The 14932-nt window shown below is 61.2% G+C and carries 13 protein-coding genes and 3 tRNA genes; 10 read left to right on the top strand and 6 right to left on the bottom strand.

The genetic code is table 11. From position 1 onward, the window contains the following. The first annotated feature begins 6 nt into the window (after positions 1–6). From sufB to sufU, 4 genes are read left to right on the top strand one after another with little or no spacing between them, the layout of a single operon-like run. Positions 7–1419 (top strand): Fe-S cluster assembly protein SufB, encoded by a 1413-nt coding sequence (gene sufB, locus ACESSC_RS01730; RefSeq protein ID WP_022094821.1) that lies wholly within the window; start codon positions 7–9, stop codon positions 1417–1419. Then, complete coding sequence (locus ACESSC_RS01725) at positions 1419–2690, top strand: SufB/SufD family protein (RefSeq protein WP_373160986.1); 1272 nt, start codon at positions 1419–1421, stop codon at positions 2688–2690. The genes sufB and ACESSC_RS01725 overlap by 1 nt, the downstream gene beginning before the upstream one ends. After that, a complete protein-coding gene (locus tag ACESSC_RS01720) occupies positions 2687–4012 on the top strand; it encodes an aminotransferase class V-fold PLP-dependent enzyme (RefSeq protein ID WP_373160985.1) in 1326 nt (441 codons plus the stop codon). The genes ACESSC_RS01725 and ACESSC_RS01720 overlap by 4 nt, the downstream gene beginning before the upstream one ends. Continuing rightward, positions 4005–4439 carry a Fe-S cluster assembly sulfur transfer protein SufU gene (gene sufU, locus ACESSC_RS01715; protein WP_117583738.1) on the top strand — a complete coding sequence of 145 codons (435 nt, stop codon included), beginning with the start codon at positions 4005–4007 and terminating at the stop codon, positions 4437–4439. Before ACESSC_RS01720 ends, sufU begins: the two co-directional genes overlap by 8 nt. Positions 4440–4504: 65 nt before the next feature. Here the strand turns inward: sufU and ACESSC_RS01710 are convergent, their stop codons facing one another. Further along, positions 4505–5305, bottom strand: coding sequence for a transposase (locus tag ACESSC_RS01710; protein ID WP_373160984.1), 801 nt, complete (start codon positions 5303–5305; stop codon positions 4505–4507). Positions 5306–5708: 403 nt separating this feature from the next. Between ACESSC_RS01710 and ACESSC_RS01705 the strand changes: the two genes are divergently transcribed. The 4 genes from ACESSC_RS01705 to ACESSC_RS01690 all read left to right on the top strand — a co-directional run bounded on the left by ACESSC_RS01705 (position 5709) and on the right by ACESSC_RS01690 (position 9773). Then, positions 5709–6443, top strand: a complete 735-nt coding sequence (locus ACESSC_RS01705; RefSeq protein WP_006235554.1) for an iron-sulfur cluster assembly scaffold protein — start codon at positions 5709–5711, stop codon at positions 6441–6443. Positions 6444–6461: 18 nt separating this feature from the next. Next, positions 6462–7466 carry a GGGtGRT protein gene (locus ACESSC_RS01700; RefSeq protein WP_117790827.1) on the top strand — a complete coding sequence of 335 codons (1005 nt, stop codon included), beginning with the start codon at positions 6462–6464 and terminating at the stop codon, positions 7464–7466. Between the two features lie 256 nt (positions 7467–7722). Then, positions 7723–9249, top strand: coding sequence for an FAD-dependent oxidoreductase (locus tag ACESSC_RS01695; RefSeq protein ID WP_373160983.1), 1527 nt, complete (start codon positions 7723–7725; stop codon positions 9247–9249). A 254-nt stretch (positions 9250–9503) separates the two neighbouring features. After that, complete coding sequence (locus ACESSC_RS01690; protein ID WP_373160982.1) at positions 9504–9773, top strand: BRO family protein; 270 nt, start codon at positions 9504–9506, stop codon at positions 9771–9773. A 290-nt stretch (positions 9774–10063) separates the two neighbouring features. Here the strand turns inward: ACESSC_RS01690 and ACESSC_RS01685 are convergent. The 3 genes from ACESSC_RS01685 to ACESSC_RS01675 form a co-directional block, all read right to left on the bottom strand. Further along, a tRNA-Lys gene (locus ACESSC_RS01685) sits at positions 10064–10136 on the bottom strand. A gap of 43 nt (positions 10137–10179) precedes the next feature. After that, positions 10180–10255, bottom strand: a tRNA-Lys gene (locus tag ACESSC_RS01680). 22 nt (positions 10256–10277) lie between these two features. After that, positions 10278–10354 (bottom strand) — tRNA-His (locus ACESSC_RS01675). Between the two features lie 164 nt (positions 10355–10518). Between ACESSC_RS01675 and ACESSC_RS01670 the strand changes: the two genes are divergently transcribed. Together ACESSC_RS01670 and ACESSC_RS01665 are read left to right on the top strand one after the other, a co-directional pair. Further along, positions 10519–11700, top strand: coding sequence for a pyridoxal phosphate-dependent aminotransferase (locus ACESSC_RS01670; RefSeq protein WP_373160981.1), 1182 nt, complete (start codon positions 10519–10521; stop codon positions 11698–11700). A 137-nt stretch (positions 11701–11837) separates the two neighbouring features. Beyond that, a complete protein-coding gene (locus ACESSC_RS01665) occupies positions 11838–12725 on the top strand; it encodes an ROK family protein (RefSeq protein ID WP_373160980.1) in 888 nt (295 codons plus the stop codon). 114 nt (positions 12726–12839) lie between these two features. Here ACESSC_RS01665 and ACESSC_RS01660 read toward each other — a convergent pair whose 3' ends face one another. Next, positions 12840–13289 (bottom strand): VanZ family protein, encoded by a 450-nt coding sequence (locus ACESSC_RS01660; RefSeq protein ID WP_373160979.1) that lies wholly within the window; start codon positions 13287–13289, stop codon positions 12840–12842. Positions 13290–13296: 7 nt separating this feature from the next. Further along, on the bottom strand, positions 13297–14697 hold the full coding sequence (locus ACESSC_RS01655) for a hypothetical protein (RefSeq protein WP_118256618.1): 1401 nt from the start codon (positions 14695–14697) through the stop codon (positions 13297–13299). Between the last annotated feature and the right edge of the window lie 235 nt (positions 14698–14932).

Genomic DNA, 14932 nt, shown 5'->3' with positions numbered 1-14932 from the left:
GACGTAATGACCAAGAACCGCACCGAGGTCGCGGACATCGACCGCAGCCTCTACGACTTCACCTATGGCGAGGAGGGATTCGAGCGCCTCGACGCCGGCATCACGCCCGACATCGTGCGCGAGATCAGCGCCAAGAAGGACGAACCGCAGTGGATGCTCGACCTGCGCCTCAAGTCCCTCGAGATCTTCAACCGCTTCCCCGATCCGACGTGGGGCCCCTCCATCGAGGGCCTGGACATGGACAACATCGTCACCTACGTCAAGCCCAACACCGACCAAAAGCACGACTGGGAGTCGGTGCCCGACGACATCAAGAACACCTTTGAGCGCCTGGGCATCCCCGAGGCCGAGCGCAGCTACCTGGCGGGCGTCGGCGCGCAGTACGACTCCGAGCTGGTCTACCACAACATGCAGGACACCGCGTCCAAGATGGGTATCGTCTATTCCGGCATCGAGGAGGCCCTGCACGACCCGCAGTGGGAGCCGCTCATCCACGAGAAGTTTATGACGCTCATCCCGCCCACCGACCACAAGTTTGCGGCCCTGCACGGCGCCGTATGGTCGGGCGGCTCGTTTGTCTACGTGCCCAAGGGCACCAAGCTCGACTTCCCGCTGCAGAGCTACTTCCGCCTTAACGCCAAGGGTGCCGGCCAGTTTGAGCACACGCTCATCATCGTCGAGGACGATGCCGACCTGCACTTTATTGAGGGTTGCTCCGCGCCCAAGTACAACGTGGCCAACCTCCACGCCGGCGCCGTCGAGCTCTTTGTGGGCAAGCGTGCGCACCTGCGCTACTCGACTATCGAGAACTGGTCCAAGAACATGTACAACCTCAACACCAAGCGTGCGCGCGTGGACGAGGACGGCGACATCGAGTGGATCAGTGGCTCCTTCGGCAGCCACGTGGGCTACCTCTACCCCATGAGCGTGCTCAACGGCCGTCGCGCCCGCTCGAGCTTTACCGGCATTACCTTTGCCGGCGCCGGCCAGAACCTGGATACCGGCTGCAAGGTCGTGCTCAACGCGCCCGAGACCTCGGCAACCGTCGAGACCAAGGGCATCTCCAAGAGTGGCGGCATTCAGACCTTCCGCAGCTCTATTGTGGCGACACCCAAGGCCGAGGGCTCCAAGGCAACCGTGAGCTGCCAGTCGCTGATGCTCGACGACCAGAGCCGCTCCGACACTATTCCGGCCATGGACATCCGCGCCAAGAACGTCGATATCGGCCACGAGGCCACCATCGGCCGCATCGGCGACGACAAGGTGTTCTACCTGATGAGCCGCGGTATCTCGGAGGAAGAGGCCCGCACCATGATCGTCAACGGCTTTGCCAACCCGGTCTCCAAGGAGCTGCCGCTGGAGTACGCCGTCGAGATGAACAACCTGATCAAGCTCGAGATGGAAGGAGCGATCGGATAATGAAACAGACCACGAACACCGCTGCCACCACGCTCGAGCAGGTCAATGCGATGCCTGCTGCAACTTGGGGCTGGCTCAAGATGAACCAGACTAAGCTCGAGCTTTCGGCCGAACTTGCCGCCGCACCCGCCGAGGCCGTTGAGGTCGAGGGCTTGGACGAGCAGCTTGCCGGCTCGGCCGACGCCTTCGACGCCGCCATGGACGCCATGGCCGAGCGCTTCCCCGAGCGCCGCGCCTCCGCCCCCGGCGACGCTGCCGACCGTGCCCGCATCACGCCCGAGACCGAGCTCGACGTGCCCGCCACCTCTGTCTACCAGACCGGCGCCATCAAGCTCGAGGAGGAGCTCTCCCCTGCCGAGGCCTTCGAGACCGGCATGGGCGAGGCTGCCTACGCCTACTTGGCCGAGCACGCTACCAAGCGCATCGTCATCGATGTGCCCGCATACAAGCACGCCACGGTTACCGTGCGCGTGAGCGGTGTCGATGCCGCCGCGGCCATCGCCGCCATCGACGTCGTCGCCCGTCCCCAGTCGACGCTCAATCTGCATATTGCCCTAGACTCCCCCGTTACCGGCGAGGGTGTCGTGGGCTCCGTGCTGCGCGTCTGCGCCCACGAGTACGCCACCGTCAACGTGACCTGCACGCAGACGCTCGACGATAGCTGGATCGCGCTCGACGACACCGGTCTGTTCCTGGACGAGGGCGCGCGCGTCAACGTGCAACACACCGTCCTGGGTGCCGGCGCCAGCGCCACCGGCCTTGCCGGCGACCTGCTGGGCGATACCGCCAAGGTCACCATCGATACTGATTACCTGGGCGCCCGCGAGCAGGTGCGCGACTTTAACTACGAGCTGCGCCACCGCGGTCGCAAGACCGAGTGCGAGATCGACGCCAACGGCGTGCTGACCGGCACGTCCAAGAAGGTCTACCGTGGCACCATCGACCTCGTGCACGGCTGCAAGGGTGCAACCGGCACCGAGCGCGAGACGGTGCTTTTGGCCAACAAGGGCGTCGACAACAAGACCGTTCCCGTCATTCTCTGCGACGAGGACGACGTCGCCGGCAACCACGGCGCCACCATCGGTCACGTCCGCGACGAGCAGCTGTTCTACCTCGCCTGCCGCGGCCTTGACCAAAACGCCGCCGAGGACCTGTTCATCCGCGCCAAGCTGGAGGACGCCGCGCTTTCCGCCACCGACGAGCGCACCCGCGCCGCCGTCGTCCGCCTAGGCAACAACCTGATCGACAACTTTGAAGAGGAGCTCGCATGATCGACACCGAGCACGTTAAATGCGACACCTGTACTGCCCCCGAGCCCATGGAGCTCGACGCCAGCGACGAGGCTTCGCGCGGCTGGCCCACCGTGGACATCGAGACCAACCCCTACAAGGGCCAGTTCCCGCTGTTCCAGCAGCACCCCGAGATCGCTTTCCTCGATAGCGCCGCCACCGCGCAGCGCCCTGCCTGTGTGCTCGACGCCGAACGCGACTTCTACCAGCGCATGAACGCCAACCCCCTGCGTGGCCTGTACTCGCTGTCTGTCGAGGCCACCGAGGCCATCGCGAAGGTGCGCCAGCAAATCGCCGACCTCATCGGCGCCCCCAACGCCAACGAGGTCGTCTTCACCCGCAACACGAGCGAGTCGCTCAACCTGGTCGCCAAGAGCTTTGCGCCCACGGTGCTCGAACCGGGCGACGAGGTCGTCATCACCATCATGGAGCACCACTCCAACCTGATTCCGTGGCAGCAGGTCTGCCGCGAGACCGGCGCCAAGCTCGTCTACCTCTACCCCACCAAAACCGGCCAGCTCACCACCGAGGAGGTTCTTGCCAAGGTGGGTCCCAAGACCAAGATCCTGGCCGTGGGACAGGTCTCCAACGTGCTGGGCGTCGAGAACCCGGTCAAGAATCTCGGCAAGCTCGTGCACAAGTACGGCGGCTATCTGGTCGTCGACGGCGCGCAGTCGCTGCCGCACATGCCGGTCGATGTGGCCGACCTGGGCGCCGACTTCTTTGCCTTTAGCGCGCACAAGGCCATGGGCCCCATGGGCATCGGCGTGCTGTGGGGCAAGATGGACCTGCTCAACGCTATGCCGCCCATGCTTACCGGCGGCGAGATGATCGATTCGGTCACCGAGCAGGACGCTGTCTGGGCGCCCGTCCCCGAGAAATTCGAGGCCGGCACGCAGGACGCCGCCGGCATCTTCGCCACGGGCGCCGCACTCGATTACCTGATCAACACGGTGGGTTACGAGAACATCCAGGCACGCGAGCAGGCACTCGTCCACTACCTGATGGGCGAGCTCATGCAGCTCGACTTTGTCCAGATCATCGGCTCGATCTACTGGGACAACCACCACGGCGTCGTGAGCTTTAACGTCCGCGGCATCCACCCACACGACGTCGCGAGCATCATGGACATGGACGGCGTCTGTATCCGCGCCGGCCACCACTGCGCGCAGCCGCTGCTCACCTGGCTGGGCGTCGAGAACCTTGCCTGCTGCCGCGCCAGCGTGGCCTTCTACAACGACAAGGCCGACATCGACAAATTCATCGCCGGCCTGCATCACGTTTGGAGCACGTTCAATGGGTAATCTGTACACCTCCACCACATTTATGGAGCACAACTCGCACCCCGACTACAAGTACGAGATGGACGCCCCCACGCACGAGCACGACGGCATCAACCCCAGCTGCGGAGACGAGCTCACCTTGCAGCTACGCGTCGAGAACAACGTGATCGAGGAGGCCTCCTTTACCGGCCACGGTTGCGCCATCAGCCAGGCCAGTGCCGACATCATGGCCGACCTCATCACCGGCGAGACCGTCGAGGAAGCTCGCCGCCTGGCAGAGCTCTTCCTCGCCATGATCCGCGGCGAGCAGCTCTCCGAGGAGGACCTGGAAGACCTGGACGAAGCCGCCCAGCTCCAGGACATCTCGCACATGCCCGCCCGCGTCAAATGCGCCGAGCTCGCCTGGCGCACCCTCGACGGCATGCTCACGGGACAAAATAATCAGTAGTATTTGTCCCAAATCTTAAGAATTTTGTTGGCCGAATCGCTTGACAAGAGTGGTTCGGCCATTTTCTATTCCGAGCCCTCAGCCTGAGCCTTCACCCGCGCATAAGCGCGCACGATACGAGAGACGGTACTCTTGCTGATTCCCGTATACCGTTCGATCTCGCGCACCGTGTAGCCGCCATCGTGCAGGGCGAAAATGATTCCGTCTCGCCGCGAGGGTGCTACGGTCTTGAGTTTGTTGAGCGGCACACCCAGGCGCTTCGCCATCTTGTCGGCAAACGCACGCCGCTCCCACTCTGTCTCATCCATATCATGAATCACCGGATCGGAACCATCGGGCATTGACAGAGAATAATCCAGAAACCCCCTGACAGACTCAAAGAGCTCGAGCACACAAGAAGGGTCCGAAAATCCCCTCGTCATATCGTTGTCATACGCTCGCAGATACTCGGCAAAGCTGCTCCACGGATAGCGCTCGATCAGGGCGATACCCGCCTCCTGCGGATTAGCATGAACATAGCGAATGGCGGCCATTAGATAACGGTCGGTATCGAGCGAGCGCCGGTCAAAACGGTTCTGGAACAGATGACCCGTGCGCCCCGTGCGTTTATTGAACCGCCGCGCGTACGTCAAAAGCAGCCGGTGCATCGCCGCGCTCATCGCGTCCTCGTAATCTGCAAGCACCAGATGCACGTGATTGCCCATAAGGCACCAGGCGATAACCGTCACGCCCGCCTCGCGGCAGCACTCGCGCATCAGCTCCAAAAACTCCCACCGGTCTTCATCGCCCTCAAAGATGAGCTGCTTGCCCACACCGCGGGCACAGACATGGTAAAAGCCGGTAACCGTTCTCCAAACGCGCTGCATGGCGCTCCCTTCGCCGGGATCTGATTGCCATCCAATACAGCACGATTGAAGCGTGCCATCAAAACATTCACGCAAAACAATACACTCGCGCGGCCAAAGGCAGTAAACGGGCGGCGAACGGCACCGTTGCAACAGGTCAGACCCCGCAACGCATACAAGAGCTGACCAAAAGCTTGCCCAAGACGAACCCCCTCTACGGAAGTTCGCGACCACAGAACATATAGTTAAACCGTTTCAATTAAAACTTCCGGACTTCTCGCTACGAAAACTGAGCCGTTCGCCGAATATTCCGTGCATTTCGCGGTATTATAGGGGCTGCATGTCATGTCCCTTTCGAAGGGTCGCCCGGCAATCGCCAGCCACGACCCCCAGACGGGACGCCAACACGATAGAGAGGAGAGGCATGCAGTACTCACAGGAAGTGGAGAACATGTGCCCCGTTGCCAAGGGTGCATACCACGGCCCCGCACCCATCCCCGAGGAGGGCAAGTGGGTCCAGGCTAAGGAGATTTCCGACATCTCCGGTCTTACGCACGGTGTGGGTTGGTGCGCACCTCAGCAGGGCGCCTGCAAGCTCACGCTGAACGTCAAGGACGGCATCATCGAGGAGGCCCTCGTTGAGACCATCGGTTGCTCGGGCATGACCCACTCTGCCGCCATGGCTTCCGAGATCCTTCCCGGTAAGACCATCCTCGAGGCCCTCAACACCGACCTCGTCTGCGACGCCATCAACGTTGCTATGCGCGAGATCTTCCTGCAGATCGTTTACGGCCGCAGCCAGACCGCGTTCTCCGAGGGCGGCCTGCCCGTGGGCGCCTCCCTCGACGACCTCGGCAAGGGCCTTCGCTCTCAGGTCGGCACCATGTTCGGCACCAAGGCCAAGGGCGCTCGTTACCTCGAGCTCGCTCAGGGCTACGTCACCCGCATGGCTCTCAACGACAAGAACGAGATCATCGCGTTCGAGTTCCTGAACCTCGGCAAGTTCACCGACGCCGTCAAGGCCGGCAAGACCCCCGAGGAGGCCATCGCTGGCGCTATGGGCCACTATGGTCAGTGGGAGAACGCTGCCAAGTACATCGACCCGCGCACCGACGAGGAGACTCACTCCGTCGCCAGCGTGTTCCCGGTTCACGAGTAGAAAGGGAGGGAAATAACTATGACTGTTACGTTCGAAGGTTACGAGCGCCGCGCTGACAAGATCAACAAGTGCCTCGCCGACAACGGCATCGCCTCCCTCGAGGAAGCTCTGCAGATCTGCACCGACAAGGGCTTCAACCCGCGTGAGATCGTCAACAACACCCAGTCCATCGCCTTCCAGAACGCCGAGTGGGCCTACACCCTCGGTTGCGCTCTCGCTGTCAAGCGTGGCGCCAAGACCGCTTCTGAGGCTGCCGCCATCATCGGCGAGGGCATCCAGGCCTTCACCGTTCCCGGCTCCGTCGCCGAGGACCGCAAGGTCGGTCTGGGCCACGGCAACCTGGGCGCTATGCTGCTCTCCGACGACACCGAGTGCTTCGCCTTCCTGGCCGGCCACGAGTCCTTCGCTGCCGCTGAGGGCGCTATCGGCCTGGCTCTGAACGCCAACAAGGCTCGCAAGAAGCCGCTGCGCGTTATCCTCAACGGTCTGGGCAAGGACGCCGCCCAGATCATCGCCCGCATCAACGGCTTCACCTATGTGAAGACCCAGTTCGACTACTACACGGGCGAGCTCAAGGTCGTCGAGACCATCCCCTACTCCGATGGTCCCCGCGCTGCCGTTAACTGCTACGGCTCCGACGACGTCCGCGAGGGCGTTGCCATCATGTGGCACGAGAACGTCGACATCTCGATCACCGGTAACTCCACCAACCCCACGCGCTTCCAGCACCCCGTCGCTGGCACCTACAAGAAGGAGCGCATCGAGGCTGGCAAGAAGTACTTCTCCGTCGCTTCTGGTGGCGGCACCGGCCGTACTCTGCACCCGGACAACATGGGCGCCGGCCCTGCCTCTTACGGCATGACCGACACCATGGGCCGTATGCACTCCGACGCCCAGTTCGCCGGTTCTTCCTCCGTGCCTGCGCACGTCGACATGATGGGTCTCATCGGCATGGGCAACAACCCCATGGTCGGTGCCACCGTCGCCTGCGCTGTCGCCGTCGAGGAGGCCCTCAAGGCCTAATCGCGCCCGCGCGATGCTCAAATAGTTGAGCTTTGGAGCCGCTACCTTTCGAGGTAGCGGCTCTTTTTGTTTGCGCTGTCGCAGGGTAGCTAATGCCAATATATCAGTTGGGGCGAAATACGAGATGTGATGAGACGGAGCGTCAGAACGTCCATGACGCCCACCTTCCATATGTGCCCTTTACCGATTTGCCGAGTCTTTGCGGCCCCATAGCCGATCACCCGTGCGACAATGCGCCAGACGAGAAAGGAATCCGATGGAATCGACTGATGTACTGGTAATTGGATCTGGCATTGCGGGCCTTTGCGCCGCCATCGAAGCGGCACGCACGGGTGCAACCGTCACTGTGGCATGCGCCGGCAAGACTATGAGTGGATCGAGCTTCTTCCCCGGAACCTGGGGCCTGGGGCTTATCGGACCCGTTAACGAAGACGACGAACAAGACCTCATCGATACCATCCAGACCGTTGGTGGCGGCGTCGCCGACCCCGAGCTTGTCCAGACGTTTGTCCACGGCATTCCCCAGGCAATTGAATGGCTCGAGCAAGACTTGGGCGTTGAGCTTCAGCGTCCGCAAAGCGCCGAAAGCGCTCAGCAAAAGCAGTTTATCCCCTGCTTTGACCACAAGACGCGCATGTGGCGCGGCCTCACCCGCAAGCCCCTTGAGGACGCTCTGACGACCCGGATCGAGTCGCTCGGCATTCGCCTGCTCCCCCGCCATGAGCTTATCGACCTTGTTGAAGATACGGACGGAAAGATTGTCGGCGCCACGCTCTACGACCGGACAAACGAGCGTCTCGTGCCTATGGCAGTCAAGGCCACTATCATCGCTGCGGGCGGCACGGGTGGCCTGTTCGAGCGCAGCCTCACTTCCGCCGACGTGCTCAGCTCATCACAGGCTATCGCGCTGGCGCACGGTGCGTCCCTTACTAATATAGAGTTCATGCAGATGATGCCCGGCTTTATAGAGCCCAAGCGAAACCTTGTTTTTAACGAGAAGACCTGGCGCTACGTCAAGTTCGACCAGCCGGTCGATAACGCCGACGATAAGCTCGACGATCTGCTCGAGCAACGCTCCGGATATGGTCCCTTCACTTCGCGTCTGGATTCTCGCGCTATCGACCTAGCCATCGACCAAGCGGGAGCCGAAGGCCTGGCGCTCCACTACGATTTCCCCCGCGAGGATGTCCCAGAGTTTGTGCAGACCTTTGCCACCTGGCTGCAAGACGAGCACGGCATCGCCCCGACCGACGAGATGCGCGTTGCGATGTATGCCCACGCCGCTAACGGCGGTATCAAGATCGACATGACCGCGTACACGGGCGTTGAGGGCCTCTACGCCTGCGGTGAGGCAACAGGCGGCATGCACGGCGCCGACCGCATCGGCGGCTTGTCAAGCGCCAACGGCATCGTGTTTGGGCGCATCGCGGGCGTCTCAGCGGCTCACGCGGCACTGGACGCTCCCGAGGCGGCCGCTCCGATGGATATCGCCCTCCCTCAGTATGGCATTGCCACAACAGATGCCGAACGCCTGACACACAGCCTTAAGCACACGATGAGCACCTATTGCATGATCGACAGGACCGAAGCAGGTCTATCCAAGGCCCTGCAACAGCTTGAAAGCCTGAAAGACGAGGCAACGGCGCTGAGCAAGCCGCATGCCAATGACAGCGAGATCGCAGCCCTCGCCCGCCTGCAATCGCAGAATCAGCTGGCAACGGAGATGGTCAAAGCCATGCGCAAGCGGACCGAAAGCCTGGGTTCGCACTATCGATCGAATTAAACTGGACACCTATCTAGAGCAGAGCACAACTAATCGATATTTATGGGCCCCGTGACCTCGAAGTGGCACAGGGCCCATTCGTGTCCGCACGGCAGCGTATCCTTATTTTGAGTACAGAGCGGGCAAAGCGCGCATAGACAATAGATCAGCGAGGAGGAGATATGGACAGTAGAGATATCGAGAAGTGGCGTGTCGAACTTGATAGCTACGCCAATGTGGAAGACGGCGTTGAGTATTGACTCGCACGCGATTTAATGGAACCCATGGGATACACTCGATGGGAGAACTTCGCCGAAGTTGTTAAGAGGGCAAAAGTCTCGTGCGAAACAAATAAAACTCCATTTGATTCCCATTTTCGTGACACCACGAAAATGATAACTGCCGGTGTCGCCGCTCGCGCGGTTAAAGACTACAAGCTTACGCGCTATACATGCTATTTAATCGCCCAAAACGGAGATTCAAACAAGCCAGAGATCGCGCTCGCCCAGGCATACTTTGCCGTGCAGACGCGCCGGTTTTACTGATCCCCAGGGTAGACTCGATCTGTGAAAGCGGCTGTGCCCTTTCGGGTTCGGCCCCATGCGAGGTTAATAAAAAAGACGGCCAACCTTCGCTGACCGTCTTAATCATCTTTGGGTGGGCCGTCAGGGGGTCAGCCTGCTGCGCAGGCGACCGCTGCGGCGCTTCGCGCCTTGCGCGCTGCGCTGGTAAACGCTCGCGCGTTTCCTCAGCTCCGCGCCCCGACGGGTTCGACCCCATGTCGGGGTAACAAAAAAGCGACTAGCCGGAGCTAGTCGCTTTAACAATCTTTGGGTGGGCCGTCAGGGGGTCGAACCCTGGACCTTGGGATTAAGAGTCCCCTGCTCTACCAACTGAGCTAACGACCCAAAGCTAAAGTCCGTGGTGGCGGACTTTAGAGGAGATATCGTGTGGTGGGCCGTCAGGGGGTCGAACCCTGGACCTTGGGATTAAGAGTCCCCTGCTCTACCAACTGAGCTAACGACCCGATATCAACACGAAGCAAGAACTGGGGTGGGTAAAGGGACTCGAACCCTCGACCTACGGGACCACAACCCGTCGCTCTAGCCAACTGAGCTACACCCACCGTGTCCTGTGCGCTTCGCGCTCGACTATTATTGCAAGGAACGCCACGCGATGCAAGCCCCAATTTTCAAGAATTTTGAAAAGAGTTTTTCGAGCCCGTTTCGAGCAAATCCCACCGGTTCCATAGGAGTAAACTTGCTCCACCCAATGCTCGAAAGGATAGGCATGAAAGAACTCTCCAACCGCACGGCGGCGTTTACCGATTCGGTCATCCGCCGCATGACGCGCATCTCCAACAAGTATGGTGCCGTCAACCTGTCGCAGGGCTTCCCCGATTTCGATCCCCCGGCGCAGCTGCTCGATAGCCTCAGCACCATTGCCACCGACCCCAAGCCGCTTTACCACCAGTACTCCATCACCTGGGGCTCCCAGGCCATGCGCGAGGCGCTTGCCGCCAAGCAGGAGCACTTTATGGGCATGCCGATCAACCCCAACGAGAACATCGTGGTCACCTGCGGCTCCACCGAGGCCATGATGGCCGCCATGATGACGGTCACGAACCCCGGCGACAAGGTCGTCATCTTCTCGCCATTCTACGAGAACTACGGCGCCGACACGATCCTTTCGGGTGCGGAGCCTATCTACGTGCCGCTCAACCCGCCCACCTTTGACTTTGACCGTGAGGTCCTGGAGGCGGCCTTCCGCGACAACGATCCCAAGGCGATCGTTCTATGCAACCCGTCCAACCCCTGCGGCAAGGTCTTTACCCGCGAGGAGCTCACCCTTATCGCCGACCTGTGCAAAAAGTATGACGCCTACTGCATCACCGACGAGGTCTACGAGCACATCGTCTACGCGCCCCACGAGCACGTGTACATGGCCACGCTGCCCGGCATGTTTGAGCGCACCATCAGCTGCAGCTCGCTATCCAAGACCTACTCCATCACCGGCTGGCGCCTGGGCTACACCATCGCTCCTGCCGAAATCACCGAGCGCATCAAAAAGGTTCACGACTTCCTCACCGTGGGCGCCGCCGCTCCCCTGCAAGAGGCCGTCGTCACCGCCCTCAACTTCGACGACAGCTATTACCAGAAGGTCCTCGACCTCTACACCGCCAAGCGCGACCTATTCTGTCAGGGACTCGACAGCATCGGACTCACGCACAACGTGCCGCAGGGCGCCTACTACGTGATGATGGATATCTCGGAGTTTGGCTATAACAGCGACCTCGACTTCTGCGAGGATTTGGCCTCCAAGGTGGGCGTGGGCGCCGTTCCGGGCTCCAGCTTCTTCCGCGAGCCCGTCAACCATCTGATTCGTTTCCACTTTGCCAAGCGAGACGAGACGCTTAACGCGGCACTGGAGAACCTCAAGTCTCTGCGTGATAAAATCGAACCGCGCGGGTAAGGACGGTCAGTAACTAAAGGCACTAAAGAAACCTCGTGAACCCGTTGGGCCACGAGGTTTCTTTTTATAGCGACCTCATTTACTTTTTTGAGCGCTATACTTTAGTCACGGAGCAACTCGTCCCAGAGAGGAATACTATGGCAGAGCAGCTTATCGGAGCGCTCGAGGCCGGCGGCACCAAGATGGTCTGCGCCACGGGCTATGCAGACGGTATAGTCCTGGAGTGCGAGCAGATCGCGACCACGACCCCGCAGGAGACCGTCGAGGCCGTCAACGCATGGTTTGCGAACAAGGGCATCGCCGCGCTGGGCATCGGCGCCTTTGGCCCCACCGCAGTCAACCCCGCCTCGCCCCAGTACGGCAAGATCTTGGAGACCCCCAAGACGGCATGGCGCTACTTTGACCTGCTGGGCACCATTCAAAACGAGCTCGACATTCCCTGCGGCTACGATACCGACGTCAACGTCGCCTGCTTGGGCGAGGTCACCTTTGGTTGCGCCCAAGGCCTCACGGACGTGGTGTATCTGACCATCGGCACCGGCGTGGGCGCCGGCGTGCTTTCGGGCGGCCAGCTCGTGCACGGCATGATGCACCCCGAGGCCGGTCACATCCTGGTCACGCGCGACCCGCGCGACACCATTGGCGAGCACAGCGGCTGCCCCTTCCACGACAACTGCCTCGAGGGCCTCATCGCCGGCCCCGGCGTTAAAAAGCGCTGGGGTGGCAAGAGCGCCGGAGAGATGGCCGATGACCCGGAGGCCATGGACCTGCTCGCCGGCTATCTGGCGCAGGCGCTCATGACCTACATCCTGTGCTACGCACCGCAGAAGATCGTCATCGGTGGCGGCGTGGCCGACCACACCCCCATCGTGCCGCTCGCACGCAAGAAGTGCGCCGAGATGCTCAACGGCTACATCGTCACGCCCGAGATGGCCGACATCGATAGCTACATCGTCAACAACAGCCTCGAGGGCAAGCAGGGCATTATGGGCTGCCTGGCCCTGGGCGCACAGGCGCTTCAGTAGCAGACGCACCCACAGGGCGTGGCGCGCCCGGCAAATCCGACCTACGGAACGACGCCACCACGCCTCATATAAGTCCTCAAATAAAAAAGGCCGCCTAGGACAAAACAATACGTCCTAGGCGGCCTTTTTGGGGCACATCAGCGACCGAAAGAGATATCGGAGCACAACGCCCGTTGCCGCACCACAGCCGTCGATCATCACATCGGTGATCATGCCGGCGCGTCCCGGCACAAAGAGCTGAATCGTCTCGTCGATCGAGGGAATCAGCAGCAGGAACACCGCCGTGGGCAGCAGCACGTCAAAGGTGCGCCGGCCCTCAAAATCAAAGGCGTGCGTTGCCAAGATGCCGAGCACCATATACTCGGTAAAATGCGCGCACTTGCGAACAACAAAGTTGGTCACCCATGCATATGGAAGTCCTACGCCGTGCAGGAAACCGCGGATAGCTTCCATGACCGTTAGGCTCAGCGAGCCCGACCCCGAGCCGGGAACCAGCGAATTGCCCCAGATCAAGAGCGCCATCAGGCAGGTCACGACCGCCCATTTTCGATTGATCTTAACCATGCAGAAGTTATGCCTCCGCGCGGAGCGGCGCGAAGCTGGCGGTACCGCCCTCGATAACGCTCAGATAGGCACGGCCCGTACGCTTGGCGGTAGAGGACTGCAGGCGCTCGATCTCTTCCTCGAGGATCTGATTGACGCGCTCGTGACGACGGTTTTCCATAATGCCGGCGGCAATAGCCTCGGCCCGCTCGATGCTCTCGCGCGAGATACGGGCAGTATCCTCGGGGAACACAGCGCTGTGACGGCCGACATAGGCGGGGGCAGCAGGCTGAGGGGCAGCGACGGGAGCGGGGGCTGCAACAGGAGCAGGCTCGTCAATCTCATCCAGAATCGCGGTGGCGGCGGCCCACATGTCCTCGTGGCCCGAGTAATCGGCCATGGGGACATCAACCTCGAGCGAGGCGTCCGGAAGGTCGCCGGTGTCGATGCGATCTTGGGCATCAATCGATGCGGTGATGGCTGCAGGCTCATCGAGGTCATCGAGATCGATGTCCGCGGCACCGGAAATGATAGGCATGCTGGCGAGGTTTGCGTTGTACGGCGCAGCCTCAGCCGCCTGCTGCTGGGCAGGAGCGCCCCAAAGCGAGCTTTCGGCGGCACGGCGGGCGGCAACGGCCTCCTCGTCCGCGGTCATGGCTTCATCAACGTACGAATTATCGGCAGAAACGTTCGCGTCCGCCGAGGTAGCGCTGTAGGCGTTATTGGCTGCCGCGTTGGCAACGAGTGCCACGAAAGCCGCCGTGCTGCCCGCAGGGGCGGCCTGGGAGCCCGACACGGCGCGTGCCGCGGCGGCGATATCATCGCGATTGAAGGAGCCGGTCTGCCCGCCGTTGGTGAGCTCGTCGATGGCGACTTGATAGACGTCGCGCGAGCGTGCAGGGTCGCAGCTAACCGGCGAATCGTCGTCGAGCATGCTGTCGATCATGGACCAAGCCTCGGCCTCGTCCATAGCATCTGCGGCTCGAGCGATGGTAGGGACACCATCATCGGCATGACGGCGCTGGAACGCACCAGTCAGGCCGGAAAGGAATGCCGAGGTAGACTGCTCCGACTGAGCCTGAGAAGCAGAAGCCGCAGCGTACGGAATCGCATCCTGCTGCTGAGCTGGAATCGAGGCGGTCTTGAACTCGCTTTGATGCTGATTGAGATTGGCGGCACCGCCCATGGCATCGGGCTGGAACAGACGCTCTTCACGCTGCGCACGATACTCGGAGATACCCAGCGAGGCGGCATAGATACCCACGCCCGCCACCGCGCCCACGGCGAAGGGAACTGCACCCGCCACGACCGTCTCGTTCACCGACGAAAACGGCAGCGTCGCGGCATACATAACCACGGGAGCGGCAAGGCCGATCCCGCACGAAAGTCCGGCAAGGACTGCTCGTTGTGTTGCATCAGAAGAAGCCATGAGCTCTCCCCATCTTCCAGCACCCAAATCGCATCATTCAGTTGGCTGCGCGAGAGAAGATGAAGCGGGGCTATGCCCCAAAGCAACGGTATATGGTTCGTTTCATCTGCGTTTTCCGTCGCGAAGCTTAAAAGCTATTATGCGAAACCGCCCTGCCGATTGCAAGCGACGATGTCGGATTGAAACGGGAAACCTGCTGTTCGTCAGTCTTACAGTCAAAAATAAGCGTGGAGCG

Origin of the sequence: Collinsella aerofaciens, from assembly GCF_964243765.1 — a bacterium.
Taxonomy (GTDB): Bacteria; Actinomycetota; Coriobacteriia; order Coriobacteriales; family Coriobacteriaceae; genus Collinsella; species Collinsella aerofaciens_BU.
This window is presented reverse-complemented; position numbering and strand designations above follow the sequence as displayed.